Below are 24,792 nucleotides of genomic sequence, written 5' to 3'. Positions count from 1 at the left end.
CCGCTCCGCTTCCCCACTCTCTCTCGTGGAACCCGCATGACCCAGGATCAGCTCAAACAAGCCGTGGCCCAGGCTGCCGTCGACTTCATCCTTCCCAAGCTCGACGCCAAGAGCGTCATCGGGGTCGGCACCGGCTCCACGGCCAACTGTTTCATCGATGCCCTGGCCAGGCACAAGATGGAATTCGACGGCGCCGTGGCCAGTTCCGAAGCCACCGCCGCACGCCTCAAGAGCCACGGCATTGCGGTGTATGAACTGAACACCGTCAGCGACCTGGAGTTCTACGTCGACGGCGCCGACGAGAGCGACGAACGCCTGAACCTGATCAAGGGCGGCGGCGCGGCCCTGACCCGCGAGAAGATCGTCGCCGCCGTGGCCCGTACCTTCATCTGCATCGCCGACGGCAGCAAGCTGGTGCCTGTGCTCGGCGCCTTCCCGCTGCCGGTGGAAGTGATTCCCATGGCCCGCAGCCATGTGGCCCGTGAGCTGGTCAAGCTGGGCGGCGACCCGGTGTACCGCGAAGGCGTGCTGACCGATAACGGCAATGTGATCCTCGATGTGCACAACATGAGCATCACCGACCCGCAGAAGCTGGAGCGCGACATCAACGCCATCGTCGGCGTGGTCACCAACGGCCTGTTCGCCGCCCGCCCGGCCGACCTGTTGCTGCTGGGCACCGCCGAGGGTGTGAAATCGCTGACACGCTGAACCCGGATTACACCTTGAACCCGGATTACGCCTGCGGCTAATCCAGGCTACGTCATGTGCGTGACCTGGTGCGTGACCTGGAAAGCCGAGTCGTCACTCGGCCTTTTTTTCGAAGGTGTAGAACAGGTTTGGCTCGCTGATCATGTAGATCACCCCGTTCTCGTCCAGCGCGATACCCTCGGCCTGAGGCACGGACTCCTTCAGCCCCTGCTGCCCACCGATCAGCGACAGACTGCTGATCGGTTCGCCCTCGGCATCGAGCTCCACCAGCAACCGCGAGTCATCGGACAGCGCCAGCAGATGCCCGGTACGCGCATCGTACTGCAGGCTGGACAGATCACGGACGAAGAGCCCGGCGTCGCGCTCACGGTCATCGGTGATACGGATCACCGAAGGCGTACTCGGCTCGACATGGGGGAAGCCATGCACTTCGTAGATGCGTAGCGGGTCGCGCTCCTTGGCGACGAACAGACGCTTGCCTGCCAGGTCGTAGGCCAATCCTTCGAAGCCCTTGTTCTTGGCTTCCATCTCCAGCCCCAGCGAAAGCTGCTGACCATCCGCGGCATCCACCCGCGTGGTGGCGTCGTCGATACGCACCTCGACCAGACGCTGCGGACGCTCGTCGGCGATCACGAAAAGCCCGGGCGCGATGTACTCCACTGCCTCCGGATCACCGAAGCCGACCAGCTCGATCTGCCGCAGCACCTTGCCGTCGAGCGAGAGTTCGATCAACCGGGACTGCTGGTTGGTGACGGTGAACAGGCTCTTGCGTACCGGGTCGTAGGTCAGCGCCGATACGTCGTCGTCCAGACCTTCGATCACCTGGGCCTCGCGCACCACCTGGTAATCGTCGAGCCAGAGCGCCTCGGCCGGAGCCTCGTCCGGCTGCTGCACATTGAACCAGGCACGCTCGAACACCCGGTATTCCTGCCCCCAGAGCGTCAACAGCAACAGCACGACGAGCATGAACAGCAGAAACAGTCCCTTCAGGGAAAACAGACGACGCATACCGGCTCACTTGTCAGCGAAAACGACGAGACCACCTCTCGGCGTGAGGCTGAGAGATGGCCATTCAGGTACGGCGAATGGAAGCTAACAGCCCTTGCCTCACTTCACCAGTTCGATAAAGCCAGCATCGATGCTGCGGCCTGCCAGATCTTGTCGAGCGGCAAGCAGACTTAATCTGCCTCGCCGCCCTTGCTGAAAACATAAAAAAGATTGGGTTCGCTGATCAGGTAGAGCCTGCCCTGATCATCCACCGTGACGCCCTCGGCTTGCGGTACCGAGGCCTTCAGCCCCTGCTGCCCCCGCAACAGCGACAAGCTGCTGATCGGCTTGCCGTCCTGGGCCAGTTCGACGACCAGTCGCGACTCGTCCGACAGCGCCAGCAGGTGTCCGGTGCGGCTGTCGTAATGCAGGCTGGAAAGGTCACGCACGAAAATTCCCGCATCGCGCTTGCGGTCGTCGCGTATCTGCACCGGGTTCGGCCTATCCGGGTCGAGATTGGGGAAGCCATGCACTTCGTAGACCCGCAGCGGATCTCGCTCCTTCGCCACGAACAGCCGCTGGCCGATCAGGTCATAGGCCAGCCCCTCGAATCCCTTGTTCTTGGTGCCCATCTCCAGGCCTAGCGACATCTGCTGCCAGTCGGCAGCATCGATTGACCTGGTGTCATCGTCGATACGTACATCGACCAGGCGTTGCGCACGCTCTTCGGCGATCACGAAACGCCCCGGTGCCACGTACTCCACGGCCTCGGGATCGCCGAAGCCGATCAGCTCGATCTGCCTCAACACCTTGCCGTCGAGGGACAGCTCGATCAGCTTGGGGTGCTGGTTGGTCACGGTAAACAGGCTTTTGCGATCCGGGTCGTAGGTCAGCGCCGAAACGTCGTCCTCCAGCCCCTCGATGCGCTGCGCCTCGATCACCACCTTGTAGTCGCTCAGCCACAGCGAGTGAGACAGCGCTTCGGCTGGCTGGTTGAAGTTGAACCAGGCCCGCTCGAACAGGCGAAACTGCTGGCCTGCAGCGGTCAGCACAGCCAGCAGGGCAAGCATCAGCAGCAGGAATAATCCCTTGATTGAAATCAGACGACGCATGGCGGTTCACATATCCATCGGCAAAAACGACAACGCCGCCCCTCGGGTTTCCGAGAGGCGGCCATTCAGTGCGGTGGGGGACGCTAACAGCGCGCGCCTTACTTCACCAGTTCGACGATATCGACATCGATTTCGCGGCTGTTCAGATCCTTGTCGACTTCACCGGTCAGCTTGACGGTGGCCTTCTCGGAGATGGCTTGTGGTGGCCAGTCTTCGTCGTCGATTTCCACGTGAATGGTGCCGGTGGCGTCCTTGAACTCATAGAGTTCGTCCTGCAGACGCTTGACGATCTGGCCCTGCAGCACCACCGGGGTATCGTCGGCGGCTTTCAGCGCCTGCTCGACAGTGGTGACCTGGGCGACCTGGCCTGGCCCGGTGTAGCCGGCAGCCATGGCAACGGAAGAGAACAGCGGAACGAGCAGCAGTGCGAGTGCGGGAGCTTTCATGGGGATGACCCTCTATCTGTAGATGACGGGGTCAGGTTAAGTCGCGGAGCTGAAGCCAGGCTTAAAGCCGGCTTAAGCGAAGCTTAATTGGCAAGAGCCCGGGTTCAGGGCCGATGGTCGCTGCGTGGCATAAGCAGATGTAGGGTGGATGACGCTCTTTTCATCCACCATTGCGATCGCTAGGTTGGTGGACGGATCGGGCCGCGCAGGTGAAGCGTCGTCCATCCTACGACAGGCTGCTCTCGCCTTTCAGCAGCCCGTGGATGGATCGGGCCGCGTAGGTGAAACCCATCAATTGCCGATGGGTTGCACCCATCCTACGACCGTCCACTATCGCCTATCAGATGACCCGGCTGGCGAAGCTGGAGTGGCCAACCAGAACGTAGCCTGGATTAGCCGCAGGCGTAATCCGGGGCCGAAGGCCGTGATCCATGGTTCAACGCGGTTCACCGACCGGCTGCTTCCACCTTTCAGCAGCCCGTGGATGGGTCGGGCCGCGTAGGTGAAACCCATCAATTGCCGATGGGTTGCACCCATCCTACGACCATCCGCTATCGGCGTATCAGATTACCCGGCTGGCGAAGCTGGAGTGGCCAACCAGTTCCAGAACGATCTCGTCGCCCTTGTTCAGCGCCCCTACACCCGCTGGCGTACCAGTGAAAATCACATCGCCGGGCTGCAGGTTGAAGTGGCCACTCATGGCCTGGATCACTGCCACTATGGGGAAGATCATGTCGCCACTGATGCCGTCCTGGCGCACTTCGCCATTGATGCTCAGGCGAATGCCAATGGCGGCCAGGTCTTCCACCGCGTCACCAGGAACGAAGGGGGCAAGCACGCCGGCACCGTCGAACGCCTTGGCCAACTCCCACGGATGGCCCTTGTCCTTGAGCTTGCTCTGCACCTCGCGCAGAGTCAGATCCAGGGCCGGGGCGTAACCGGAGATGGCATCCAGCACCTCCTCCTCGCTGGGCTGGCGCGACAGCGGCTTGCCGATCAGCACGGCGATCTCCGCCTCGTAATGCACCGAACCACGGTCATCGGGAATGCTGAAACCACCTTCGAGCGGCACCACGCAGCTACCGGGCTTGATGAACAGTATCGGCTCGGTCGGCAGCGGGTTGTTGAGCTCCTTGGCGTGCTCGGCGTAATTGCGGCCGACGCACACCACTTTGCCCAGCGGGAAGTGGATACGGGTGCCATCGATATACTGGTGCAGGTAGCTCATAGTATTCCTCCGGAAGCGGCAAGCCTCGAGCTGCAAGAATAAAGCAGGACGCACGCTCGCTTGAAGCTTGTGGGGGGCGACCATCCGTCTTGAAGCTTGTCGCTTTCAGTTGAAGATCTTGCCTGGATTCATGATGCCGTTGGGATCGAAGACCGCCTTGACCGCTTTCATATAGCCGATTTCTGCCGCCGAGCGGCTGTACTCCAGGTAATCGCGCTTGGTCATGCCCACGCCGTGCTCCGCGGAGATCGAGCCGTTGTACTTCTCGACGGTCTCGAACACCCACTTGTTGACGGTGGCGCACTTGGCGAAGAACTCTTCCTTGCTCAGCGCTTCGGGCTTGAGGATATTCAGGTGCAGGTTACCGTCGCCGATGTGGCCGTACCAGAGCACTTCGAAATCCGGGTAGCTGCCCGAAACGATGGTATCGATATCGGCGAGGAACGCCGGCACCTGGGAGACCGTCACCGAGATGTCGTTCTTGTACGGCGTCCAGTGGCTGATGGTCTCGGAGATGTACTCGCGCAGTTTCCACAGGTTCTGCAGCTGCTGCTCGCTCTGGCTCATCACGCCATCGAGCACCCAGCCCTGTTCGACACAATGCTCGAAGGTTGCAAGGGCGACGTTGGCCACATCCTCGTTGACGGCTTCGAATTCCAGCAGGGCGTAGAACGGCGTGCGGCTTTCGAAGGGCGCCGGCACGTCGCCACGGCCGAGGATCTTGTCCAGGCACTTGTCGGAGAAGAACTCGAAGGCGGTGAGGTCGAGCTTGCCATGGAAGGCGTGCAGCACCGGCATGATCGAATCGAAATCCGGCGTACCCAGCACCATGGCGGTGAGGTTGCGCGGCGCGCGATCCAGACGCATGGTCGCCTCGACCACGAAGCCCAGGGTGCCTTCGGCGCCGATGAACAGTTGGCGCAGGTCATAGCCGGTGGCGTTCTTGATCAGATCCTTGTTCAGCTCGAGCAGCTCGCCGGTACCGGTGACCACTTTCAGGCCGGCCACCCAGTTGCGGGTCAGGCCATAGCGGATCACCTTGATGCCACCGGCGTTGGTGCCGATGTTGCCGCCAATCTGGCTGGAGCCGGCGGATGCGAAATCCACCGGGTAATAAAGGCCCTTGTCCTCGGCGAACTGCTGCAGCGCGCCCGTGACCACGCCCGGCTGGCAGACCACGGTACGGTTGGACTCGTTGAAGTCGAGGATCTGGTTCATGTAGTCGAACGACACCACCACCTCGCCATTGGCCGCGACTGCCGCCGCCGACAGGCCGGTACGACCGCCCGAGGGCACCAGGGCGATCTTGTGGGCATTGGCCCAACGCACGATGGCCTGCACCTGTTCGATGGTCTTGGGGAAGACGATGGCACTGGGGGCTGGCGCGTAGTGCTTGGTCCAGTCCTTGCCGTAGGTTTCCAGGGACGCGGCGTCGGTCAGCACCTTACCGGGCTCGACCAGGGTTTTGAGTTCTTCAATCGGCAGGTGATCGGTCATTTCAACTCTCGAAACATTCATGGTCGCCCTGAGAACCGTTCAGGTCGCAACCGAGCAAGGAAAAGGGAAGCCATGCTAGCATATGCACCCCGCAAATCGCGCTTCGCCGCGAGTTGCAGGCCCATTGGCGCCAATGCCGATACTTCTCCTGACACTTAATTTAGTGGGACAACAGGTACTCCGATGAGCACGACCTCTCTCGACAAGAGCAAGATCAAGTTCCTTCTTCTCGAAGGCGTCCACCAGAACGCAGTGGATACCCTGAAGGCGTCCGGTTACACCAACATCGAGTACCTCAAGACCGCGCTGTCCGGCGAGGAGCTGAAGGCCAAGATCGCCGACGCGCATTTCATCGGCATCCGTTCGCGCACCCAGTTGACCGAAGAGGTCTTCGACTGTGCGAAGAAACTGGTCGCCGTCGGCTGCTTCTGCATCGGCACCAACCAGGTCGACCTGAACGCGGCCCGCGAGCGCGGCATCGCCGTGTTCAACGCGCCCTACTCCAATACCCGCTCGGTCGCCGAGCTGGTACTGGCCCAGGCCATCCTGCTGCTGCGCGGCATCCCCGAGAAGAACGCTTCCTGCCACCGTGGCGGCTGGATCAAGTCGGCAGCCAACTCCTTCGAGATCCGCGGCAAGAAGCTCGGCATCGTCGGTTACGGCTCCATCGGTACCCAGCTCTCGGTACTCGCCGAAGCGCTGGGCATGCAGGTGTTCTTCTACGACGTGGTGACCAAGCTGCCGTTGGGCAACGCACAGCAGATCGGCAAGCTGCACGATCTGCTGGGCCAGTGCGACATCGTTTCCCTGCACGTGCCTGAGCTGGCGTCCACTCAGTGGATGATCGGCGAGAAGGAAATCCGCGCCATGAAGAAGGGCGGCATCCTGATCAACGCCGCCCGTGGCACCGTGGTCGAACTGGATCACCTGGCTTCCGCCATCAAGGACGAGCACCTGATCGGCGCCGCCATCGACGTGTTCCCGGTCGAACCGAAGTCCAACGACGACGTGTTCGAGAGCCCGCTGCGTGGCCTGGATCGCGTGATCCTGACCCCGCACATCGGCGGTTCCACCGCCGAAGCCCAGGCCAACATCGGCCTGGAAGTGGCCGAGAAGCTGGTCAAGTACAGCGACAATGGTACGTCGGTGTCGTCGGTCAACTTCCCGGAAGTGGCCCTGCCGGCGCACGCTGGCAAGCACCGTCTGCTGCACATCCACGCCAACGTTCCAGGCGTGATGAGCGAGATCAACAAGGTGTTCGCCGACAACGGCATCAACATTTCCGGCCAGTACCTGCAGACCAACGAGAAAGTCGGTTACGTGGTCATCGACGTCGACGCCGAGTACTCGGATCTGGCGCTGGAGAAGCTGCAGCACGTCAACGGCACCATCCGCAGCCGCGTTCTGTTCTAAGCACGCCGTTGCAACGGAGAAGGGAGGCCTCGGCCTCCCTTCTTCATTTCTGCCCGTCCAGTTTTCGCAAGGCCGCTTCAGCCGCGTCCAACTCGTGTTCGTTGAACACCTGCCCGCGGCGTAGCAAGGCTAGAGCGGGCCGTCGCCACGACGGCGGAACCAGCCGGTCAATGACAACCGATCACGGCTGGCCGGCAGCACTTCATGGGGCACGTCGGATGACAGGAACACCACCAGTGTGCCGGCCTCGGGGATGACGTCGCGCACCTGCCCGTCGGCCAGGTACAGGCGCAACGCCCCACCTTCCTCGGGCAGCCAGTCGTCGTTGAGATACAGCACCGCGGATACCGCACGGCGGTCGTCGTCGAGGAAACGATCCAGGTGCTTGAGGTAGAAAGCGCCGGGCGGATAGAAGGCGAAGTGGCTCTCATAGTCCACCAGCCCCAGGTAGAGGTTCTGGTTGATCGCCACGCGCAGTTCGTCGAGCAGTTGCAGGTAGCCATCGCAGGCCGGCGACTGCCCGGCCTCGAGCCACTGGATGTGATCACCACGCGTGCCTTCACGCACCGCCACGGCGTGGCTGCGGCCCGTGCCGGCCGGCGCCAGGCTGCCTTGGGAAATACGCTGGCGGCACTCTTCGGCCAATTGCCGAGTCAGAGACAGGGGGGCGAACCGGGTTTGCAACGACCATCCGAATTCGGCAAGGTCATCAATGATGCGGCTCAGCAGCGAATCGGAAATGTCGGTCGTCATGACGAGATTCTACCCTGTGTCGACTACACCTCGACAAGCTCCACCTGGCTGCCGAAAATAGCCGCCTCAGACCGGAGTCCTTATGCGCGCGTTGTGTTGTCTTTTGTTGTTGCTCCTGAGCCTTCCCACTTTGGCCGAGCCCCATGCCGAGCTGTATGAAAAAGCTGGCTGGCCCCAGCAACGTGCACACTTCAGCGATGCCCTCAGCGCCGCCCAGACCCGCTACAGCAATAGCCTGCCGCCGGCGGTTTACCAGGCACTGGTGAGTAACAGCAACCAGCGCTTCGCGGCCAGCGCCATGGATCAGCGGGCAGAAAGCAGCCTGCGCGAAAATCTGGTCGACCCGACGCCTGCCCTGCGCTTCTTCGAATCCCCCCTGGGCCAAAAGATCGTCGAGGCAGAACTGCTCGCCACGCGCCCGGATCAGTTGGCCAAGTACGCAGACGGCCTGCCACTCAGTGAGGCGGATGCCACACGCCGCCTGTTGATCCGCCACCTGGCCCAGGCGTTGCCGGCCAGCGAGGCAGGTGCGGAAATCAGCCTGGCCCTGGCGGGTGTCGCCGCCGACAGCCTCAGCCAGATGATTCCAGGCCTGCTGGGGGCCGGTGCCGCACAAGGCCTGCTCGACGGCCAGCGCCAACGCCTGATGGCGCAGATCGACAAGGATCTGGATAACACCCTGCTGCACGTCTACCGCAGGCTTTCCGATCCGGAACTGGAGGAGTTCGTCACCTTCGCCCAATCCAGCGAAGGCGCGGCTTACTACAAAGCCGCACTGGCAGCGATCCGTGCCAGCCTGGCGGTTGGCCAGAACGCCAACAGCCTGGCACCTGCCCACTGAACTCAGCTCAACTGCTCACCCAGATAATCGAAATAGCGCTGACGTATCGGCGCCACCTCGTTGGCCAGGTGATGACGGGCTTCGGGCAGGCGCAGGATGCGTGGCGCACTGAACTTGTCTTGAAGCACGCCGAGGTTGTGCCGCCAGTCCACCGTCATATCCGCCTCGCCCTGGATGATCAGCGGGCTGCGCGTGCTGCGTCGCGCCTGCTCGATACGCGGCACCCACCGGCTCAGCGCCCCGACCCAGACAGTCGGTACCATGCGCGGTTGCAAGGGATCACGGTTGCGCAGGAAGTCGAGGAATTCCAGGTCACTGGAGTTTTCGCTGAAGCGCCTCGGAACCTCCTGAACGAAACGGCGTAGCAGACGATAGCTGAGTTGCGACCAGTTCCAGCGGCACGGCCGTACCAAGGGTGCCAGCAAAATAGTCTCGCCCACCGCATCCAGCGGTTTACCGTTGAGCAGGTAGTCGATCAGGATCGCCCCGCCGGTGCTTTGCCCGCACAGGTGCCAGGGTTGCGGCAGCCCCAGTGCCTCAGCCTGTTGCAGCGCGGCGCCCAGCACCGTCTGGTACTCGGCGAAATCATTGATGCTGGCGCGAAGCCCGCTGGACAGCCCATGCCCGGGCAAGTCCACGGCAAGCACGGCGAAACCCATCTCCAGACCCCACTGAATCACGTGCCGATACAGGCCGCTGTGATCGTAATAGCCGTGCAGCAACAGCAAGGTCGCACGCGGCGCGTCTGGTTTCCAGACCTGGGCAGCGATGCGATAACCGCCCGCCTCGAACCAGCCCAGCCAGCTTTCGACTGCCTCCTGCGGCACGAATCCGTAAAACTGCCGGTAGGCAAGCTCCGCGGGCGACAACGACGCCGCGCTGGTCAGGGGGCGCAGACTGGCGACCAGGGATTCGGGCTGAAAGGTATCGAACATCAGGGCTATAAACTCTTTGATTCAAGGCAGCGTTACCTCGGCGGGCAACCGGTACAGTGGCGATATTCTGCTGCCGGGCTCGCCATGGCAAGCTAACGAAGTGTCCAACGAAAGCTGTCATCATGGCCCGTTCCCGCCGCACAACCCTGCTCGCCTGCCTGATCGCGGTCATCTGGCTGGTCGCCATGGTCGCTGCCTTCTGGTGGTTCGAGGCGCGCTATCTGCGGCCCTTCAGCGACCGCACGACACTGTTCGATGGTGCCGAGCTACGCCTGCCCGCAGAACTCGCCGGCCCGGGCGAGATTCGCCTGGTGCATTTCCGGGATCCGGCCTGTCCCTGCAATATCGGCAATCAACAGCACCTCGCCGAACTGATGGAGCGCTATGCCGCTCGCGGCGTGACCTTCCATATCGTGCAGAAGCCGGGCGGAGATGGACGCCTGCCAAATACCCTGAACGCCCTGCAGCCACTTACCGGACTGACAGGCAGCGACAATCTGCCAGCCAGCCCGGCCGTGGCGATCTGGGATCAGCGCGGCGAGCTGGCCTATTTCGGCCCCTACAGCAGCGGCTTCACCTGCACCTCTGGCAACAGTTTTATCGAACCCGTACTCGACGCATTGCTCGATGGCCGGAAAGTCGTGGCCAACAACAATCTGGCCAGTGGCTGTTTCTGTGATTGGGCACAACTGCACTGAACGCCCAGCGAACAGGGGATAGCTTGCAAGGCTCAATCAACGCGCTGAATGCCATGGCCGGCGTGGCCCGTTTGGCCTCGCTGGCCAAGCACCTCAATGGCCTGTACGCCAGTTTCACGTCAGCCAGGGCCGTTCCAAATCCTGAACATGCCGCTGTCTTGCAGTCGGCGCCGATTGCTCGCAGCATAGGCGCCCGCGTGGCGACAAGGACGGCAGCATGAAACGCATCCTCATCATTCTGGTTGCCCTCGTGCTGACGGCAGCCGGCGGCGGCGCCTGGTACCTGCACAGCAAACAGCCGCAGCGTGATGGCCAGCTCGTACTGCAGCGGCTGAGCGCGCCCGTGCAGGTGCGCTATGACGAGCGCGGCGTACCGCATATCGAGGCGCAGGACGAAGCCGACATGTATCGTGCCCTGGGCTTCGTGCAGGCCCAGGATCGTCTGTTCCAGATGGAAATGCTGCGCCGCCTGGCCCGTGGCGAACTGGCAGAAATTCTCGGCGCCAGGCTGCTGCCCACCGACCGTCTGTTCCGCAGCCTGGAAATCCGCGTGCGCGCCGACCAACAGGCCCGCGAGCTGGATGCCAATAGTCCCCACGCCAGGGCACTCGCCGCTTACCTGGACGGCATCAACCAGTATCAGAGCAGCCGCCCGGCGCCGCTGGAGTTCGACCTGCTGGGCATCGAGAAACGCCCCTTCACCGCGGCGGACACCCTGTCCATCGCCGGCTATCTGGCCTACAGCTTCGCCGCGGCGCTGCGCAGCGAACCGCTGCTGACCCATATTCGCGACGAGTTTGGCAGCGACTACCTGAAGATCTTCGATATCGACTGGCACCCTGAAGGCGTGATCGATACTTCGCTCAGGCAGAGCGATTGGCAAATGCTCGAACGCCTCGCCCAGCTCAGCCAGCAGGCCCTGGCCGACAGCGGTCTGCCGCAGTTCGAGGGCAGCAATGCCTGGGCGGTGTCGGGCACGCGCACCGCCAGCGGCAAGCCGCTGCTGGCCGGTGACCCGCACATTCGTTTCGCCGTGCCGTCCGTGTGGTACGAGGCTCACCTCAAGCATCCGGGCTTCGAGTTGTACGGCCACCACCAGCCTGCGACGCCGGTGGCCTTTCTCGGCCATAACCGCGACTTCGCCTGGAGCCTGACCATGTTCCAGAACGACGACATGGATCTGATCGCCGAGCGCGTCAACCCGAACAATCCCGAGCAGGTCTGGTACCAGGGTCGCTGGGTCGATCTGCAACATCGCCAGGAGATCATCCAGGTCAAGGACGGCGAGCCGGTGCTCCTGGAGCTGCGCCGTTCGCCCCACGGCCCGATCATCAACGATGCGCTGGACAACGCTGACGGCACGACACCGATCGCCATGTGGTGGGCCTTTCTGGAAACCGAGAATCCGCTGCTCGATGCCTTCTACCGCCTGAACCGTGCCGACACCCTGGACAAAGGCCGCGCGGCCGCAGAACGCATCCATGCACCGGGCCTCAATGTGGTCTGGGCCAATGCCCGTGGCGATATCGCCTGGTGGGCCGCGGCGAAATTGCCCAAGCGGCCATTGGGAGTGAATCCGGCGTTCATTCTCGACGGCAGCAGCGACGCGGCGGACAAGCTCGGCTTCCAGCCTTTCAGCGCCAACCCTCAGGAAGAGAATCCAGCACGCGGCTATATCGTTTCGGCCAACTTTCAGCCGCGCTCGCCCAGCGGCATCGAGATTCCCGGTTATTACAACCCGCCGGAACGCGGCCAGCGCCTGAATCAGCACCTGGCCAACCCGGACGTGCGCTGGGATCTGCACAACAGCCAGGCCCTGCAGCTGGAGACCGGCACCGATTATGGCCCACGGCTATTGGCACCGATCCTCGACGACCTGCGCGCCGCCGCGGCGGATGAGCATGAGCATGAGCACAAACTGGTGGAATCGCTGGCGACCTGGACGGGTGATCATCCACTGGATTCGCTGGCCGCTACCCTGTTCAACCAGTTCACCTTCGAGCTGAGCCGCGCCACCATGGCCGAAAGACTCGGCCAGACTTCCTTCGAACAGTTGCTGTCGACCCGCATGATCGACAGCGCGTTACCGCGTCTTACCGCCGATCCGCAGTCGCCCTGGTGGACGCGTGCCGACGGCCAGCCCCGCAGCCGTGCCGATGCGGTAGCCGAGGCCTGGCGCGCTTCCCTGCAGCACCTGCGAGCGACCCAGGGCGAGAACAGTGAACAATGGCGCTGGGGCCTGCTGCACACCCTCACCCATCAACATCCGCTGGGCGTGCAATGGCCGCTGAACGCGTTGCTCAACGTTGGCCCGCTGGCAGCGCCTGGCGGTCATGAAACGCCCAACAACCTGTCACACCGTATCGCCAGCGCGCCCTGGCAGGTGGGCCACGGCCCCTCGACGCGGCGCCTGGTCGATATGGCCGATGCCAGCCGAAGCCTGGGCATCAACCCGCTCGGCCAGAGCGGCGTGCCCTTCGACCGCTATTACCGCGACCAGGCGCAGCACTTCATCGGCGGCGAATACGTGCCGCAGCACTTGAGCACTGAGGACGTCATCGCCAATACGCGCGGTACGCTGACCTTGCAACCTGCGCCCTGACAGACATCGACAGCCCGCCGAGGCAAATCCCAGGCATGAAAAAGCCCGCCAGGCGGGCTTTTTCAACAGGGTCGCCGATCAATTACTTGATCTTGGCTTCCTTGTAAGTCACGTGCTTACGTACGACCGGATCGAATTTCTTGATTTCGATCTTGTCGGGCGTGGTGCGTTTGTTCTTGTCGGTGGTGTAGAAGTGGCCGGTACCGGCACTGGACACCAAACGGATCAGTTCGCGCATGATAGCTCCTTAAACCTTTTCGCCGCGGCTGCGGATTTCAGCCAGCACTACGTCAATACCACGCTTGTCGATGATGCGCATGCCTTTGGCAGTAACGCGCAGACGAACGAAGCGTTTTTCGGACTCGACCCAGAAGCGGTGATGCTGCAGGTTCGGCAGGAAACGACGACGGGTTTTGTTGTTGGCGTGGGAAATGTTATTCCCGGTTACCGGACCCTTACCGGTAACTTGACAGACTCTCGACATACCTCAGCCCTCTAAAACCACATGCCCAACCCGGCATGGGTTGGCCGCTTAATCTCTGTTTTTCGGCGCTGGGCGCCGCGTTTCTTCAGGGTCTTACCGGCGATAGATCGTAATCAAGCAACCGGGCCCCTAGAAAAGAGCGCTGCTTTATACCAGAAAGCCCCCGGAGCAACAAGCGCGAACACACTTTAATGGCGGGCCCAATGGCGCGCCGGCCCAGCCATGCAGGCGCGACCGGCAACGACCATTCGTCGCCACGATACGTTGTTCCCCTGCGACTTATCGCTTAGTGTCTGTTCACGCGTCAACGCGACCCACCTCAGTCAGCGTTTTCCATTCGACGGCCCGCCGGATGCGCGCCGTCCCGTTCAGGAGTTCACCATGCGTCTCGCTCTTTTGCCGCTGCTCATCGCCCCGCTGTTCGCCCAGGCCGCCACGCTCAGCGTCTGCACCGAAGCCAGCCCGGACGGGTTCGACGTGGTGCAGTACAACTCCCTGACCACCACCAACGCATCGGCCGACGTGCTGATGAACCGCCTGGTGGAGTTCGATGCCGCCAGCGGCAAGCTGGTGGCGAGCCTGGCGAGTGATTGGGAAATATCCCCGGACGGCCTTACCTATAACTTCACCCTGCGCCCCGACGTCCAATTCCATCGCACCGACTACTTCAAGCCCAGCCGCCCTCTGGAAGCCGACGACGTGCTGTTCAGCTTCCAGCGCATGCTCGACCCCGTCCAACCCTGGCACAAGGTCGCCACCAGTGGTTATCCCCACGCCCAGTCCATGCAATGGCCGGAGCTGATCAAGGCAGTCGAGAAGCTGGACACGCATCACGTACGCATCGTCCTCAACAAACCCGATGCGACCTTCCTTGCCACCCTGAGCATGGGCTTCGCCTCGATCTATTCGGCTGAATACGCCGACCAGCTGTTCAAGGCAGGCACTCCGGAGAAATTCAACAGCCAGCCCATCGGCACCGGCCCCTTCGTGTTCAGGCGCTTCCAGAAGGATGCGGCGGTGCGTTACGTCGCCAACGCCGACTACTTCGGCGGCAAGCCGAAAGTCGACGCGCTGGTGTATGCCATCACCCCGGACGCCAACGTACGTCTGCAGAAGCTGCGCCGAGGCGAGTGCCATATAGCCCTGTCGCCCAAACCGATGGATGTCGAAGCGGCCAGCAAGGATGCCAACCTCACCAGCGTGAAGACCGCAGCCTTCATGACCGCCTTCGTCGGTATCAACAGTCAGCATCCGCCGCTGGACAAGCCTGCCGTGCGCCAGGCCATCAACCTGGCGTTCGACAAGGCCAGCTACCTGAAAGCGGTATTCGAGAACAGCGCAGAACCCGCCAGCAGCCCTTATCCGCCCAACACCTGGAGCTACGCCAACGACCTGCCGGGCTATGCCCATGACCCGCAAAAAGCCCGTGCGCTGCTGGCCGAGGCGGGTCTGGCCGACGGTTTCAAGACCACCATCTGGACACGCCCGTCCGGCAGCGTGCTCAATCCCAATCCCAGCCTTGGCGCACAACTGCTGCAGGCCGATCTGGCTGGAGTCGGCATCACGGCAGAGATTCGCGTGATCGAGTGGGGCGAGCTGATCCGCCGGGCAAAGGCCGGCGAACACGACCTGTTGTTCATGGGCTGGGCGGGCGACAACGGCGACCCGGACAACTTCCTCACCCCGCAATTTTCCTGCGCCTCGGTGGAGTCCGGCCTGAACTTCGCCCGCTACTGCGACGCCAAGCTCGACAAGCTGATCGCCGACGGCAAGGCGATCAGCGATCAGGCAAAACGCAGCGCGCTATATAAGGACGCTCAGGCGATCATCCAGCAGCAGGCGCTGTGGCTACCCCTGGCCCACCCGACGGCCTATGCCCTGACCCGCAAGGATGTCGAGGGCTACAGCGTCAGCCCGTTCGGCCGCCAGGATTTCTCCAGGGTCAGCGTAAAGCCCTGATACACCGCTCGTTGATCGCCGCCCGCCAGCGTCAGATCCATGAACGTGGCAGGCAGCGGTTGCCAACCCGCAGGGCTCGGGCAGCCCTGGGCCAGCAGTTCGGCGACAGGCAGTTGTCACAGTCATGACATACGCCTGTTCCACCCTGTCCGTTCTTCATAGACGGGGTTGTTCAGGCCATGCGCTTCAATGTCAGTGTTTGCAAACTGCTAGCCACCACACTCTGCTGCGTCCCGCTCCTCTCTCACGGGCAGGACACGGCCACCGCCTACCCCGCGATACTGGCCGGGCACGCCGTGCTGCCGGCAGCCAGCTTCGTGAGCCCACCTGCGGATGCACCGGCAGATTTCGCCGTCAGCGGCAAATTCTCCAATGGCCAGCGCACGGAGAAAATCGGCAGCGTCGAGGGGATGTCGGCCAATCGTCCCACGGGCATGTCGCTGCCTTTCGAAGGCCAGCCGCTGCAGGGCCATTCCGGCATCAAGCACATGCCCGACGGCAGTTTCTGGATACTGACCGACAACGGCTTTGGCACCAAGGCCAACTCCGCCGACTCGATGCTCTACCTCAACCACTATGACGTCGACTTCCAGACAGGCGAGTTCGAGCGGTTGGCGACTGTATTTCTCAGTGACCCGGACAAGAAGGTGCCGTTTCGAATCGTTCATGAGGGCTCGAAAGCGCGCTACCTGACGGGCGCCGATTTCGACCCCGAGAGTTTCCAGTTCGCAGGTGATGCCATCTGGATCGGCGACGAGTTCGGGCCTTACCTGATCAAGACCGACCTGCAGGGCCGGGTGCTGAACGTATTCGACCTGCAGGTAGCGGGCAAACCGGTGCGCTCGCCCGACAACCCCGCGGTGAAGCTGCCTGGCTGGCCTGCCGAACCGATGAGCTTCGAGGTGCGTCGATCCAAGGGCCTGGAGGGCATGGCGGCCTCCAGCGACGGCAGCAAACTCTATGCACTGCTCGAAGGCCCCTTGTGGGATGCAGCCAGCAACGACGCCGAGCAGCACGATAGCAAGAGCGTGTTGCGCATGATCGAGTTCGACGTCCAGCGCGAGGCCTGGACGGGCCGCCACTGGCTGTACCCCCTGGAGCAGCCCGGCCACGCCATCGGCGACTTCAACATGATCGATGCCACCAGCGGGCTGATCATCGAACGCGACAATGGCGAAGGCACGCCCGACAAGGCCTGCCCTGCAGGCGAGACCGGCAGCACCTGCTTCTCGGACATCGCCCGCTTCAAGCGCGTATACAAGGTGGCCCTCGACGACAGCAACCTAGGCAAGCCGGTGCGCAAGGTCGGCTATGTCGACCTTCTCGCGATCCAGGATCCGCAAGGCCTGGCACGTAAGCCGTTGAACGACGGGGTGCTGACCTTTCCGTTCTTCACCATCGAGAACGTCGACATCGTCGATGATACGCACATCGTCGTCGGCAACGACAACAACCTGCCGTTCTCCAGCAGTCGCGAGCCCAACCGCGCGGATGACAGCGAACTGGTTCTGCTGAAAGTGGGCGAGCTGCTGCAAGCCAGATAGCCGGCATGGCCATGCAGGCTACATCCAGCCGCGCTCGGCCATGGACAACGGTTCGCCGTCGCCGACGATGAAATGATCGAGAATACGCACCTCGACCAGGGCCAGGGCATCCTTCAGTCGCCGGGTCAGCACGCGATCCGCCTGGCTCGGCTCGGCGACGCCTGACGGATGGTTGTGGGTAAGAATCAACGCGGCGGCATTGTGTGCCAGGGCACGTTTAACGACCTGTCGCGGGTAAACGCTGGCGCTGTCGATGGAGCCCTGGAACAGCGCCTCGAACGCCAGCACGCGGTGCTTGGCATCGAGAAACAGGCAGCCGAACACTTCGTGGGGTTCGTGACGCAGCAGCGCCTTGAGGTAATCACGCACCGCCTGCGGGCTTTCCAGGGCCGAATCACGGCGCAACTGCTCGGCCAGGTGCCGACGGGCCATTTCCAGCACCGCCTGCAACTGGGCGAACTTGGCGGGCCCAAGCCCGAGGCGTTGACTGAATGAAGGCAAGTCGGCCTGTAACAGCGACCGCAAGCTGCCAAAGTCGGCGAGCAGATGACGCGCCAGATCCACCGCACTCTGCCCCGCTACACCGGTTCGCAGGAAGATCGCCAGCAACTCGGCATCGGTCAGGCTGGCTGCGCCCTGAACCAGTAATTTTTCCCGCGGGCGCTCTGCCGCGGGCCACTCACGAATACTCATAAGACGCTCCTTGTCCTTCCAATTCGGCATCGCGTACCGCCGGCAACAGGCTTGCCCGGCACGCCGCTGCTCCCCTGCTGCCGCTGTGCTATCGTAGCCCGGTTTTTCGCGTGGTGCCGGGCCTGGGGAGGTCTCGGTCACCTGCGTCTGTAACTACACACGACAAAGGCAGAGTTATGCAGCGGCTGTATCGCAAACGCATCATCCTCGGCGTGGGTGGCGGCATCGCGGCGTACAAGAGCGCCGAGCTGGTTCGCCGACTCAAGGATCAGGGCGCCGAAGTGCGCGTGGTCATGACCCAGGGCGGTCGCGAGTTCATTACCCCCCTGACCCTGCAGGCGCTGTCTGGCCACCCGGTGCATCAGGATCTGCTCGACCCGGCTGCAGAAGCCGCCATGGGGCATATCGAACTGGCGCGCTGGGCCGATCTGGTATTGATCGCGCCGGCGACCGCCGACCTCATGGCACGCCTGGCACAGGGCGTGGCCGATGATCTACTGACCACCCTGGTACTGGCCACCGATGCGCCCGTGGCCCTGGCCCCCGCGATGAACCAGGCGATGTGGCGCGACCCTGCAACCCAGGCCAATGCCGAGCTGCTGCGCGCACGCGGTCTGCGCCTGTTCGGGCCGGCATCCGGCAGCCAGGCCTGCGGCGACGTGGGCATGGGCCGCATGCTCGAAGCCGATGACCTGGCGCAGCTTGCTGCCGACAGCTTCGAGCACCGGGCACTGACCGGCAAACACGTGCTGATCACCGCCGGCCCGACCCAGGAAAACATCGACCCGGTGCGTTACATCACCAACCACAGCTCCGGCAAGATGGGCTTCGCCCTCGCCGAAGCCGCGGTGGAAGCCGGCGCCAAGGTCACCCTGATCAGCGGCCCGGTACACCTGGCGACGCCGGATCGGGTCAACCGCATCGACGTGGTCAGCGCCCGCGACATGCTCGCCGCCTGCGAAGCGGCCATGCCGTGCGACATCCTCATCGCCGCTGCAGCCGTCGCCGACTACCGCCCGGAAGTTGTCGCCCAGCACAAATTGAAGAAAGATCCCAACAGCGGCGATGGCCTGCTGTTGCAGATGGTGCGCAATCCGGACATTCTCGCCACCCTCGCACATCGCGACGACCGCCCCTTCAGCGTCGGTTTCGCCGCCGAGACCGAGAACCTGTTGGCATACGCCTCGCGCAAGCTCCAGGACAAGAACCTCGACCTGATCGTCGCCAATGACGTGGCCAACCCCAGCATCGGCTTCAACAGCGAAGACAACGCGATCACCATCATCGATCGCGAGCTACACCAGAGCAGCTTCGCGCAGACCAGCAAAGGCAAGATCGCCCGGCAACTGATGAGCTTCATCGCCGCGCACCAGCCCAAACCCTGACATTCATCAGCACGGACTACCTGATCGCCCCATGCACGCCCTACAAGCCAAGATTCTCGACCCCCGCCTCGGTAACGACTTCCCCATGCCGGCCTATGCCACTCCAGGCTCGGCAGGCCTCGACCTGCGCGCCATGCTCAAGGAAGACCTGACTCTGGAGCCGGGCCAGACCGTATTGATCCCCACTGGTTTGGCGATCCATATCGCCGATCCTGGCCTGGCGGCGCTGATCCTGCCGCGCTCGGGCCTGGGCCACAAACACGGCATCGTGCTCGGCAACCTGGTCGGGTTGATCGACTCCGACTACCAGGGCGAGTTGATGGTGTCGTGCTGGAACCGCGGCAACACCGCCTTCAAGATGGCGATCGGCGAGCGCATCGCCCAGCTGGTGCTGGTGCCCGTCGTGCAGGCACGCTTCGAAGTGGTCGAGGAATTCGACGACAGCGAGCGCGGCGCCGGTGGTTTCGGCCACTCCGGTAGCCACTGAAGCAGACCCAATCGCCAGGAGACGTTCGATGAAAGGCTTCAAACGCGCGCCCAAGGAAGAACGCTCCGGCGACTCGCAAACTATCTCCCGGCCGAAACACAAGGCCACGACCGAGCTGCTGCCCGGCGCCCTGGCGGCCACTCTCGGCGTGGTGCTGGCCGGCGCGCTGCTGTGGGTCACCGCCGTCACTCCGGCCCAGCAGCGGCAGCAGGAGCAATTGATCCAGGCCTGGGGCAAGAGCCAGGCCGCCAGCCTGCAACAGGCGCTCAAACAGCTCAGCACAGACACCCTTGTGGCAGCGCGCAACCCGGAGCTTTCGCGCGCCCTGCAGAGCGGCGACGAGCAGCAACTGCGCAATGCCGAACAGGCGCTGCGCTACTGGAACGGCGTGGTCGATGCCCAGCTCAACCTCACCGGCCAGGCCGTTCCGGACAGCAGCCGCACAGCGCCGATGAACTTCGCCGCACTGGACATGCTGCGCCGCCTCGAGAGCGGGCAGGCACCGGCTGTCGAAGCCTACCGGGTGGGCGAACGTTGGCTGGCCTACAGCGTTGCCCCGGTGCGCCAGGACGATACCCGGCCGATGCTCGGCACCCTGCTGCTGGCCGTCGACCTCAACCGAGTGCTCGCCAACCTGCCGCCGCTACCGGCCGATGTCGGGCAGATCCAACTGGTGCAGCGCTTCGACGGTGGCGCCCCGCAGGTACTGACTCAGCGTGGCCAGGCCGATGGTAACGCCCAGGCATTCGTGACCGGCAACCCACACTGGACGCTGAACTTCACACCAGCCTCCAGCCTCGGCAATAACGGGTTGTCGCCAGCGCTGCTGGCGCTTGCGCTGCTGGTCGCGCTGGCCGGTGCCCTGGCAGGGCTCTACCTGGTCAACCGACGCCTGCAGCAGCGCCTGAAAAGCGACATATCGCAATTGACCCAACTGGTTAAAGAACTCTCCGCGGGCAAAGCCGTCAAAGCCTTCAGCTTGAGCCTGCCCGCCCTGCATGACCTGGCGCAGAACCTGAGCCGACTGCCCCGTCGCGCCCAGGAACCGGCCAAACGCCCGGATGTCGTCGCCAGTCAGCAACCCAGTAGTAGTAGTAGTGTCGCGGCCAAGCCAGCGGATCTCGTAAATCCGCTGTTTCAAGACACCGATATCCTCGATATCGACATTCTCGACGACGACCAGGATCTCCTGGGACTGGAGCAGACCCCGACCATGACCGCGCCGCAAGCCCCGAAACTCCCTGCAGACATCTTCCGTGCCTATGACATCCGCGGCGTAGTAGGCGCTGGCCTGACTCCGGAAACCGCGTACTGGATCGGCCGCGCCATCGGTTCCCAGAGCCAGGCCGAAGGCGAGCCCAACGTCTCCGTCGGCCGTGACGGCCGCCTGTCCGGCCCGGTACTGGTGCAGCAACTGATCCAGGGCCTGGTCGACAGCGGTTGCCAGGTCAGCGACGTCGGCATGGTGCCGACGCCAGTGGTGTACTACGCCGCACACGTGCTGGCCGGCAAGTCCGCGGTAATGCTCACCGGCAGCCACAATCCACCGGACTACAACGGTTTCAAGATCGTCATCGCTGGCGATACCCTGGCCAACGAGCAGATTCAGGCGCTCAAGACACGCATCGACGACAACGACCTGGTCAGCGGTGAAGGCAGTGTCGAGGCCATCGACCTGCTGCCGCGTTACCTGGAACAGATCCGCAACGATATCGCCATGGCCAAGCCTCTGCGCGTGGTGGTCGACTGTGGCAACGGCGCCGCGGGCGTGATCGCACCACAGCTGATCGAAGCCCTGGGCTGCAAGGTGATCCCGCTGTACTGCGAGGTCGATGGCAACTTCCCCAATCACCACCCGGATCCGGGCAAGCCCGAGAACCTGGTCGACCTGATCGCCAAGGTCAAGGAAGAGAACGCGGACATCGGCCTGGCCTTCGATGGCGATGGTGACCGCGTTGGCGTCGTCACCAACACCGGCGCCATCGTCTACCCGGATCGCCTGCTGATGCTGTTCGCCAAGGACGTGGTGTCGCGCAATCCGGGCGCCGACATCATCTTCGACGTCAAATGCACCCGTCGCCTGACCCCGTTGATCAGCGGCTACGGCGGTCGCCCGGTGATGTGGAAGACCGGCCACTCGCTGATCAAGAAGAAGATGAAGGAAACCGGCGCCCTGCTGGCAGGCGAAATGAGCGGCCACGTGTTCTTCAAGGAGCGCTGGTTCGGCTTCGATGACGGCATCTACGCCGCCGCCCGCCTGCTGGAAATTCTCAGCCAGGACAAGCGCACCGCCGAGCAGGTGTTCGCTGCGTTTCCCAATGACGTGTCGACCCCGGAACTCAACATCCAGGTCACCGAACAGACCAAGTTCCCCATCATCGAGCGCCTGCAACGCGAAGGGCAATGGGGCGAAGCCAGTGTGACCAACCTTGATGGTGTGCGCGTCGATTACCCGAAAGGCTGGGGCCTGGTGCGTGCATCCAACACCACGCCGGTTCTGGTGCTGCGCTTCGAAGCGGAGAACCAGGCAGAACTCGAGCGGATTCAGGAACTGTTCCGCTCGCAGCTGCGCATTGTCGCCCCCGATATCAAATTACCGTTCTGACCCGCCCAGCACTGGAGCCCCCGCATGACCCTAGAGCGTGATGCCGCCACCAATATCGCCAAGGTTCTGTCCGAAGCATTGCCGTACATTCGCCGCTTCGTTGGCAAGACCCTGGTGATCAAATACGGCGGCAACGCCATGGAAAGCGACGAGCTGAAGACCGGCTTCGCCCGCGACATCGTGCTGATGAAGGCCGTCGGTATCAATCCGGTGGTGGTACACGGCGGCGGCCCGCAGATCGGCGATCTGCTCAAGCGGCTGTCCATCGAAAGTCACTTCATCGACGGCATGCGCGTTACCGATGCGCAGACCATGGACGTGGTGGAAATGGTGCTCGGCGGTCAGGTCAACAAGGACATCGTCAACCTGATCAACCGTCATGGCGGCAGCGCCATCGGCCTGACCGGTAAAGATGCCGAGCTGATCCGCGCCAAGAAGCTCACTGTCAGCCGCCAGACCCCGGAAATGACCCAGCCGGAAATCATCGATATCGGCCATGTGGGTGAAGTCACCGGGGTCAATGTCGAACTGCTGAACATGCTGGTCAAGGGCAACTTCATCCCGGTGATCGCGCCGATCGGCGTGGGCCCGGATGGCGAGTCCTACAACATCAATGCCGACCTGGTGGCCGGCAAGGTCGCCGAGGCGCTGAAGGCAGAGAAGCTGATGCTACTGACCAACATCGCCGGCCTGATGGACAAACAGGGTGAAGTACTCACCGGCCTGACCACCGAGCAGGTCGATGGCCTGATCGCCGACGGCACCATCTACGGCGGCATGCTGCCGAAGATCCGCTGCGCACTGGAAGCGGTGCAGGGCGGCGTGACTACCGCGCACATCGTCGACGGTCGCGTGCCGAATGCCGTGCTGCTGGAAATCTTCACCGACACCGGTGTGGGCACCCTGATCAGCAACCGCAAGCGTCACTGAGCGATCCGTGAAACGAAAACGCCGGCTTCGCAGCCGGCGTTTTTGTTTCACTCCCCCGTAGGGTGGGTTAGCGACGCTATGTATCACAATGCCTAACACAACGATTTCAGTGCGTCGCGTAACCCACCAAACGATATCCGGTGCTGCGCCTATGGTGGGTTACGGCGCAACTGGAACCACACAGGTTTCCAGCCTGCAACAGGCACCTAACCCACCCTACGGTTCTTCGCTGACCTCGTCTCAACGAATGGCGTAGATATCCTTCTCGTTGGCTTCGGCATATTCGTACAGGCGTGCCAGGTAAGCCTTCTGCTGTTCCCAGACCTTTTGCGCGGCGGGATCGGAGGCGGCGGTGGCGTCGACCACTTCGGCGGAGACTTCCTTGAGCCTGGCCAGTACCTCGTCCGGCAGACGGCGCACGTCGACGCCCTCCTTCTTGAGCTGCTCCATGGACTCCATGTTCTTGGCGTTGTAGTCGTCGAGCATGTCGCCATTGACGTCGCGGGCAGCGGCGCGAACGATGGCCTGCAGGTCGGCCGGCAGGGTTTCCCAGGCCTTGATGTTGATGTCCAGTTCGAAGGTGACGTTCGGCTCCTGCCAACCCGGCGTGTAGTAATACTTGGCCGCCTTGTGCAAGCCCAGCGCCTGGTCGTTGTACGGGCCGATCCACTCGGTGGCGTCGATGGCACCGGTCTGCAGGGCAGTGAAGATCTCACCGGCCGGCATGTTGACCACGGTTCCGCCGACCTTGGTCAGCACCTCACCACCGAGGCCCGGGGTACGCATCTTCAGGCCCTTGAGGTCATTGACCGAATTGATTTCCTTGTTGAACCAGCCGGCGGTCTGCACGCCGGTAGCACCGCAGGCCATCGGCAGCACGCCGTAGGGCTTGTACACTTCTTCCCACAGCTGGATGCCACCGCCGTAATGCAGCCAGGCATTCATTTCCTGGGCGTTGGGGCCGAATGGCAGAGCACAGAAGAATTGTGCAGCAGGCACTTTGCCCTTCCAGTAGTAAGGAGCGCCGTGGCCCATCTCGGCAGTGCCGCGCGAGACCGCGTCGAACACTTCAAGGGCTGGCACCAGTTCACCGGCGGCGTAGACCTTGACCTTCAATCGACCACTGCTCATCTGCTCGACCAGCTTGGCGAAACGCTCGGCGCCCACGCCTACACCCGGGAAGTTCTTGGGCCAGGAGGTGACCATTTTCCAGTTGAAGGTCTTGGCTTCGGCAGCCGGTTGCGACGAATCGGCCGCACCGGTTTCCTCTTTGCACCCGACCAATGCACCCGCGGCAATGCCGACGCCCGCAGCAGCCAGTATTTGGCGACGTTTCATAGGTAGCTCCTTGTTGTTGTAATAATGACCTTCGGGCCGTTCCGGCCTTGATAACATAGTGGCGATCCGCCAACCGCCCCGCGCGTTATCCTATGCCCGCATAACAACCATACATCGGGGGCAAATGTTTCAAATCGTGTCCAGGCA

The 24,792-nt window shown here is 62.8% G+C and carries 22 protein-coding genes; 11 read left to right on the top strand and 11 right to left on the bottom strand.

Going from position 1 to position 24,792, the window contains the following annotated elements:
* The first annotated feature begins 36 nt into the window (after positions 1 to 36).
* Positions 37 to 708: a ribose-5-phosphate isomerase RpiA gene (rpiA, locus tag DNK10_RS08335; RefSeq protein ID WP_131191227.1), complete on the top strand. Its 672-nt coding sequence runs from the start codon at positions 37 to 39 to the stop codon at positions 706 to 708.
* Positions 709 to 801: 93 nt separating this feature from the next.
* Here rpiA and DNK10_RS08330 read toward each other — a convergent pair whose 3' ends face one another.
* The 5 genes from DNK10_RS08330 to DNK10_RS08310 all read right to left on the bottom strand — a co-directional run bounded on the left by DNK10_RS08330 (position 802) and on the right by DNK10_RS08310 (position 5,978).
* A complete protein-coding gene (locus DNK10_RS08330) occupies positions 802 to 1,716 on the bottom strand; it encodes an SdiA-regulated domain-containing protein (protein WP_131191226.1) in 915 nt (304 codons plus the stop codon).
* Positions 1,717 to 1,886: 170 nt separating this feature from the next.
* Positions 1,887 to 2,807, bottom strand: a complete 921-nt coding sequence (locus tag DNK10_RS08325; RefSeq protein WP_131191225.1) for an SdiA-regulated domain-containing protein — start codon at positions 2,805 to 2,807, stop codon at positions 1,887 to 1,889.
* Between the two features lie 98 nt (positions 2,808 to 2,905).
* The gene (locus DNK10_RS08320; RefSeq protein ID WP_131181638.1) at positions 2,906 to 3,253 is read right to left on the bottom strand and encodes a NirD/YgiW/YdeI family stress tolerance protein; all 348 of its coding nucleotides are present in this window, start codon (positions 3,251 to 3,253) and stop codon (positions 2,906 to 2,908) included.
* Between the two features lie 562 nt (positions 3,254 to 3,815).
* Positions 3,816 to 4,481 (bottom strand): fumarylacetoacetate hydrolase family protein, encoded by a 666-nt coding sequence (locus DNK10_RS08315; RefSeq protein ID WP_131181637.1) that lies wholly within the window; start codon positions 4,479 to 4,481, stop codon positions 3,816 to 3,818.
* A 105-nt stretch (positions 4,482 to 4,586) separates the two neighbouring features.
* Positions 4,587 to 5,978 carry an FAD-binding oxidoreductase gene (locus tag DNK10_RS08310; RefSeq protein WP_131191224.1) on the bottom strand — a complete coding sequence of 464 codons (1,392 nt, stop codon included), beginning with the start codon at positions 5,976 to 5,978 and terminating at the stop codon, positions 4,587 to 4,589.
* Positions 5,979 to 6,161: 183 nt separating this feature from the next.
* On the opposite strand from DNK10_RS08310, the gene serA reads away from it, so the two are divergent.
* Complete coding sequence (gene serA, locus DNK10_RS08305; RefSeq protein ID WP_131191223.1) at positions 6,162 to 7,391, top strand: phosphoglycerate dehydrogenase; 1,230 nt, start codon at positions 6,162 to 6,164, stop codon at positions 7,389 to 7,391.
* 129 nt (positions 7,392 to 7,520) lie between these two features.
* On the opposite strand, the gene DNK10_RS08300 is transcribed toward serA, so the two are convergent.
* Positions 7,521 to 8,144 (bottom strand): 2OG-Fe(II) oxygenase, encoded by a 624-nt coding sequence (locus DNK10_RS08300; RefSeq protein WP_131191222.1) that lies wholly within the window; start codon positions 8,142 to 8,144, stop codon positions 7,521 to 7,523.
* Between the two features lie 82 nt (positions 8,145 to 8,226).
* Here DNK10_RS08300 and DNK10_RS08295 point away from each other — a divergent pair, with 82 nt between their 5' ends.
* Positions 8,227 to 8,985: a DUF2059 domain-containing protein gene (locus DNK10_RS08295; RefSeq protein WP_131181633.1), complete on the top strand. Its 759-nt coding sequence runs from the start codon at positions 8,227 to 8,229 to the stop codon at positions 8,983 to 8,985.
* Positions 8,986 to 8,987: 2 nt separating this feature from the next.
* On the opposite strand, the gene bipL is transcribed toward DNK10_RS08295, so the two are convergent.
* Complete coding sequence (gene bipL / locus DNK10_RS08290) at positions 8,988 to 9,920, bottom strand: phospholipase BipL (RefSeq protein WP_131181632.1); 933 nt, start codon at positions 9,918 to 9,920, stop codon at positions 8,988 to 8,990.
* A gap of 122 nt (positions 9,921 to 10,042) precedes the next feature.
* Between bipL and DNK10_RS08285 the strand changes: the two genes are divergently transcribed.
* Positions 10,043 to 10,618, top strand: a complete 576-nt coding sequence (locus tag DNK10_RS08285; protein WP_131191221.1) for a DUF6436 domain-containing protein — start codon at positions 10,043 to 10,045, stop codon at positions 10,616 to 10,618.
* 217 nt (positions 10,619 to 10,835) lie between these two features.
* Positions 10,836 to 13,220, top strand: a complete 2,385-nt coding sequence (locus tag DNK10_RS08280; protein ID WP_131191220.1) for a penicillin acylase family protein — start codon at positions 10,836 to 10,838, stop codon at positions 13,218 to 13,220.
* A gap of 82 nt (positions 13,221 to 13,302) precedes the next feature.
* On the opposite strand, the gene rpmG is transcribed toward DNK10_RS08280, so the two are convergent.
* Positions 13,303 to 13,458: a 50S ribosomal protein L33 gene (gene rpmG / locus DNK10_RS08275; protein ID WP_083723973.1), complete on the bottom strand. Its 156-nt coding sequence runs from the start codon at positions 13,456 to 13,458 to the stop codon at positions 13,303 to 13,305.
* 9 nt (positions 13,459 to 13,467) lie between these two features.
* Positions 13,468 to 13,704, bottom strand: coding sequence for a 50S ribosomal protein L28 (rpmB, locus tag DNK10_RS08270; RefSeq protein WP_084303647.1), 237 nt, complete (start codon positions 13,702 to 13,704; stop codon positions 13,468 to 13,470).
* Positions 13,705 to 14,085: 381 nt separating this feature from the next.
* On the opposite strand from rpmB, the gene DNK10_RS08265 reads away from it, so the two are divergent.
* Together DNK10_RS08265 and DNK10_RS08260 are read left to right on the top strand one after the other, a co-directional pair.
* On the top strand, positions 14,086 to 15,663 hold the full coding sequence (locus DNK10_RS08265) for an ABC transporter substrate-binding protein (RefSeq protein ID WP_131191219.1): 1,578 nt from the start codon (positions 14,086 to 14,088) through the stop codon (positions 15,661 to 15,663).
* Positions 15,664 to 15,980: 317 nt separating this feature from the next.
* On the top strand, positions 15,981 to 17,207 hold the full coding sequence (locus DNK10_RS08260; protein ID WP_244216230.1) for an esterase-like activity of phytase family protein: 1,227 nt from the start codon (positions 15,981 to 15,983) through the stop codon (positions 17,205 to 17,207).
* 18 nt (positions 17,208 to 17,225) lie between these two features.
* Here the strand turns inward: DNK10_RS08260 and radC are convergent, their stop codons facing one another.
* Positions 17,226 to 17,900 (bottom strand): RadC family protein, encoded by a 675-nt coding sequence (radC, locus tag DNK10_RS08255; protein WP_131181627.1) that lies wholly within the window; start codon positions 17,898 to 17,900, stop codon positions 17,226 to 17,228.
* Between the two features lie 176 nt (positions 17,901 to 18,076).
* On the opposite strand from radC, the gene coaBC reads away from it, so the two are divergent.
* The 4 genes from coaBC to argB all read left to right on the top strand — a co-directional run bounded on the left by coaBC (position 18,077) and on the right by argB (position 23,307).
* Positions 18,077 to 19,285, top strand: coding sequence for a bifunctional phosphopantothenoylcysteine decarboxylase/phosphopantothenate--cysteine ligase CoaBC (coaBC, locus tag DNK10_RS08250; protein WP_131181626.1), 1,209 nt, complete (start codon positions 18,077 to 18,079; stop codon positions 19,283 to 19,285).
* A 31-nt stretch (positions 19,286 to 19,316) separates the two neighbouring features.
* Positions 19,317 to 19,772, top strand: a complete 456-nt coding sequence (dut, locus tag DNK10_RS08245; protein ID WP_131181625.1) for a dUTP diphosphatase — start codon at positions 19,317 to 19,319, stop codon at positions 19,770 to 19,772.
* 1,213 nt (positions 19,773 to 20,985) lie between these two features.
* Positions 20,986 to 22,377 carry a phosphomannomutase/phosphoglucomutase gene (gene algC, locus DNK10_RS25995; protein ID WP_207389948.1) on the top strand — a complete coding sequence of 464 codons (1,392 nt, stop codon included), beginning with the start codon at positions 20,986 to 20,988 and terminating at the stop codon, positions 22,375 to 22,377.
* 24 nt (positions 22,378 to 22,401) lie between these two features.
* Complete coding sequence (gene argB, locus DNK10_RS08235; RefSeq protein WP_131181623.1) at positions 22,402 to 23,307, top strand: acetylglutamate kinase; 906 nt, start codon at positions 22,402 to 22,404, stop codon at positions 23,305 to 23,307.
* A gap of 240 nt (positions 23,308 to 23,547) precedes the next feature.
* Here argB and DNK10_RS08230 read toward each other — a convergent pair whose 3' ends face one another.
* The gene (locus tag DNK10_RS08230) at positions 23,548 to 24,645 is read right to left on the bottom strand and encodes a TRAP transporter substrate-binding protein (RefSeq protein WP_131181622.1); all 1,098 of its coding nucleotides are present in this window, start codon (positions 24,643 to 24,645) and stop codon (positions 23,548 to 23,550) included.
* Between the last annotated feature and the right edge of the window lie 147 nt (positions 24,646 to 24,792).

The organism is Phytopseudomonas daroniae (assembly GCF_004327275.1).
Taxonomy (GTDB): Bacteria; Pseudomonadota; Gammaproteobacteria; order Pseudomonadales; family Pseudomonadaceae; genus Aquipseudomonas; species Aquipseudomonas daroniae.
Note: the sequence above shows the minus strand (reverse complement) of the source record. Positions and strands in the feature narration are given on the sequence as shown.

Bases quoted from the DNA above. Each gene is read 5' to 3' on its own strand.
- rpiA (WP_131191227.1), top strand. From the start codon at position 37: ATGACCCAGGATCAGCTCAAACAAGCCGTGGCCCAGGCTGCCGTCGAC.
- DNK10_RS08330 (WP_131191226.1), bottom strand. From the start codon at position 1,716: ATGCGTCGTCTGTTTTCCCTGAAGGGACTGTTTCTGCTGTTCATGCTC.
- DNK10_RS08325 (WP_131191225.1), bottom strand. From the start codon at position 2,807: ATGCGTCGTCTGATTTCAATCAAGGGATTATTCCTGCTGCTGATGCTT.
- DNK10_RS08320 (WP_131181638.1), bottom strand. From the start codon at position 3,253: ATGAAAGCTCCCGCACTCGCACTGCTGCTCGTTCCGCTGTTCTCTTCC.
- DNK10_RS08315 (WP_131181637.1), bottom strand. From the start codon at position 4,481: ATGAGCTACCTGCACCAGTATATCGATGGCACCCGTATCCACTTCCCG.
- DNK10_RS08310 (WP_131191224.1), bottom strand. From the start codon at position 5,978: ATGACCGATCACCTGCCGATTGAAGAACTCAAAACCCTGGTCGAGCCC.
- serA (WP_131191223.1), top strand. From the start codon at position 6,162: ATGAGCACGACCTCTCTCGACAAGAGCAAGATCAAGTTCCTTCTTCTC.
- DNK10_RS08300 (WP_131191222.1), bottom strand. From the start codon at position 8,144: ATGACGACCGACATTTCCGATTCGCTGCTGAGCCGCATCATTGATGAC.
- DNK10_RS08295 (WP_131181633.1), top strand. From the start codon at position 8,227: ATGCGCGCGTTGTGTTGTCTTTTGTTGTTGCTCCTGAGCCTTCCCACT.
- bipL (WP_131181632.1), bottom strand. From the start codon at position 9,920: ATGTTCGATACCTTTCAGCCCGAATCCCTGGTCGCCAGTCTGCGCCCC.
- DNK10_RS08285 (WP_131191221.1), top strand. From the start codon at position 10,043: ATGGCCCGTTCCCGCCGCACAACCCTGCTCGCCTGCCTGATCGCGGTC.
- DNK10_RS08280 (WP_131191220.1), top strand. From the start codon at position 10,836: ATGAAACGCATCCTCATCATTCTGGTTGCCCTCGTGCTGACGGCAGCC.
- rpmG (WP_083723973.1), bottom strand. From the start codon at position 13,458: ATGCGCGAACTGATCCGTTTGGTGTCCAGTGCCGGTACCGGCCACTTC.
- rpmB (WP_084303647.1), bottom strand. From the start codon at position 13,704: ATGTCGAGAGTCTGTCAAGTTACCGGTAAGGGTCCGGTAACCGGGAAT.
- DNK10_RS08265 (WP_131191219.1), top strand. From the start codon at position 14,086: ATGCGTCTCGCTCTTTTGCCGCTGCTCATCGCCCCGCTGTTCGCCCAG.
- radC (WP_131181627.1), bottom strand. From the start codon at position 17,900: ATGAGTATTCGTGAGTGGCCCGCGGCAGAGCGCCCGCGGGAAAAATTA.
- coaBC (WP_131181626.1), top strand. From the start codon at position 18,077: ATGCAGCGGCTGTATCGCAAACGCATCATCCTCGGCGTGGGTGGCGGC.
- dut (WP_131181625.1), top strand. From the start codon at position 19,317: ATGCACGCCCTACAAGCCAAGATTCTCGACCCCCGCCTCGGTAACGAC.
- algC (WP_207389948.1), top strand. From the start codon at position 20,986: ATGACCGCGCCGCAAGCCCCGAAACTCCCTGCAGACATCTTCCGTGCC.
- argB (WP_131181623.1), top strand. From the start codon at position 22,402: ATGACCCTAGAGCGTGATGCCGCCACCAATATCGCCAAGGTTCTGTCC.
- DNK10_RS08230 (WP_131181622.1), bottom strand. From the start codon at position 24,645: ATGAAACGTCGCCAAATACTGGCTGCTGCGGGCGTCGGCATTGCCGCG.